This is a genomic window from Arthrobacter horti (assembly GCF_030731045.1).
GTDB lineage: Bacteria > Actinomycetota > Actinomycetes > Actinomycetales > Micrococcaceae > Arthrobacter_E > Arthrobacter_E nanjingensis.
Genome location: NZ_JAVALS010000026.1, coordinates 1 through 2254, shown reverse-complemented (window position 1 = coordinate 2254; position 2254 = coordinate 1). Strand labels below are relative to the sequence as shown.

Here is a 2254-nt window from a genome sequence, read left to right as displayed (position 1 = left end):
CCCCGCCAGCACCCCGGAAAAGGGCACAGGAATAGTGAAAGAATTTCACAGGGAAGGAGAATTGAAGACCGCCGCCAGAACCGGAGACCGGCCCGGCAACCCGATCAACTTTACACACTCCGACGCCCGGGCACAAGTCGGCCTCGACGGCGAGGTTCGGGACGGTCAGTCGCCTGCCCTGTACGTCTCCACAGCTCCGTGCGCCCTGACTCCGGCATCCGCGCCCCGCCGATGCCACGCCAGCGCAGGAGTCACCTTGTGGTCGAAGGGCCGGCACTCCACTCCCTTCGGGGGAACCAGCCAAGCAGCAGCCAGCCTCCGGGCAGCAGGACCCTGTCGAACTCCTTCAAGGCCGCAGCCACCCCGTGAACGTCCAAGTGACGAGTGAGTACCACGCCAGCACTCCGCCGAAGCATCCCGCCTCGAACGGCAGTGCGGTCAGATCGGCGTGGAGGAAACGGATCGCCGGCCAGCTCCTCCGCGCATGCTTCAGGAAAGCCGGCGTGATGTCCACGCCCGTCACCGCACATCCCAGCTCCTCAAGCTCAGCGCTCCAGTGGCCCGGCCCGTATCCGGCGTCGAGCACCTGTCCTGATACGCCTGAGCCCCAGTGCCGGATGAGCCGGCGATCATCCGGATGCGCGAGCTCCGCGGCGCCGAAGAGCTCGATGTGCCGGGTACTGAGCCGGCCGCACGCCGAGGCGAGCCCAACGAGGTCTCCCAGCCCGTGCCGCTGCCATGCAAGAAGTCCCTCCACAGGTCATCGGGCGCAGGTCCGTCGGGGTGGGCCCCATCCATTCATCACATGTCCCCCAGGTTCTCAGCGCACCGGCCACAACTTCATCTCCGGGCGGTCAAAGTCGACCAGGTCTGGATCCTGCTCGAGAAGTAGGTCCTCGAATGCACCCCAGCCGTGGTGCCAAACGAAGTCCGCTTCGCCGGTGCTGATCGGAACCAGCCAGGCCACGACGACATCACCGTCGTCGTCGGTAAACGTCGCGAACTCATCAGGGAAGTAGACCGGGCTGGCTACGTACAGCGCCGTCAACTCCGAACCCGGAACGAGTGCATTCGCAGGACCGATCACGTTCCCGCGGAGCAACGCCTTATGCGTCCCAAGAACCATCGAGCCAAGCTGATGAAGCAGGCCTACAGGGAAATCCGGTTTCATCTTCTTGGGAGCCAGCATCAGAAGCTCCTGGCGGATGGTTCGGTCAGAGGCCGCCGACTCCAACAGATGTCTGCTCAGACCTAGCGTCGCGTACCCGACTGAGTCCTCATCGGATCCACTGGCGAACTGGACGATCTGAAAAGGCATCTTCACCCTGTCGGGATCGACGGACCATCCGCGTTGGATCAGCCCCAATGTGTACTCGAAGTGCGCGATCAGATCAGGCGCCTCGTGCTCAGACGATGATGTCATTGCTGTCCTCCAGAGAACGCAGTCGGTGCAGCCGCTGAACCCTTAAACACCGGCAGGGCACCGGTCCATGACCGATGCCCTGACAATGTGCGGGATGCTTACTTCTTGGAAGCAGCAGCCTTCAGCTTGGAGCCCGCGGTCAGCTTGACGCTGTGGCCGGCCGGGATCTGGATGGTCTCGCCGGTCTGCGGGTTGCGGCCGGTGCGAGCGGCACGGTCGGTGCGCTCGACTGCAAGCCAACCCGGGATGGTGATCTTCTCGCCGGCGGCGACGGAAGCCTCGAAAACCTCGAACAGGGCGTCGAGCGCGGTGTTGACCTGAACCTGGGTGAGCTCAGCCTTCTTGGCAACTTCGGCGACGACGTCGCTACGGTTCTTAGCCATGGGTGTCCTCCTGGACGTATCGACTATGGGGAATTACCACGCGGTTCGCGCGGGAACCACTGCTTTGAAACTTACCAGCAGACGCGTGCCAACACTGCAAATTCCGCGTGTTTTCGGTGTTTTTTGCATGATCTGACCCACTTTCCAGGGGTTTCGCAGCTCTCACGCAGCGTGCGGGGCAGCGTTGGAGGACCAGCCGGCCTCGAAGATCGCATCGACCGGTGCCGGCCGGCTGCCCTGAAGACTGCTTCCAGGCGTCCCGATGCGTCTCCCGGCGGAGCACGCAATGCCGGCTGCTCACCGGCGGCAAGGGCATCTGAGGCAACGACGTCGCGTGGGCGGCCACGGTTCGGCGGGTGCTGCCCTTCGGTGTTCGTGACGGGTCTGTGTGGCCTTGCCGGGCGGTCGTGTCCCGGGTGTTAAATGCAGCGGCCCCGGGAGCGTCGTT

The 2254-nt window shown here is 63.9% G+C and carries 3 protein-coding genes; all 3 read right to left on the bottom strand.

What is annotated here, in order from left to right:
• Positions 1-346 precede the first annotated feature (346 nt).
• The gene (locus tag Q9R02_RS16440; RefSeq protein WP_305997788.1) at positions 347-757 is read right to left on the bottom strand and encodes a class I SAM-dependent methyltransferase; all 411 of its coding nucleotides are present in this window, start codon (positions 755-757) and stop codon (positions 347-349) included.
• A 63-nt stretch (positions 758-820) separates the two neighbouring features.
• Entirely contained in the window at positions 821-1423 is a 603-nt protein-coding gene (locus tag Q9R02_RS16435) for a suppressor of fused domain protein (RefSeq protein ID WP_305997787.1), read from the bottom strand.
• 98 nt (positions 1424-1521) lie between these two features.
• The gene (locus tag Q9R02_RS16430; RefSeq protein WP_305997786.1) at positions 1522-1806 is read right to left on the bottom strand and encodes an HU family DNA-binding protein; all 285 of its coding nucleotides are present in this window, start codon (positions 1804-1806) and stop codon (positions 1522-1524) included.
• Positions 1807-2254 lie beyond the last annotated feature (448 nt).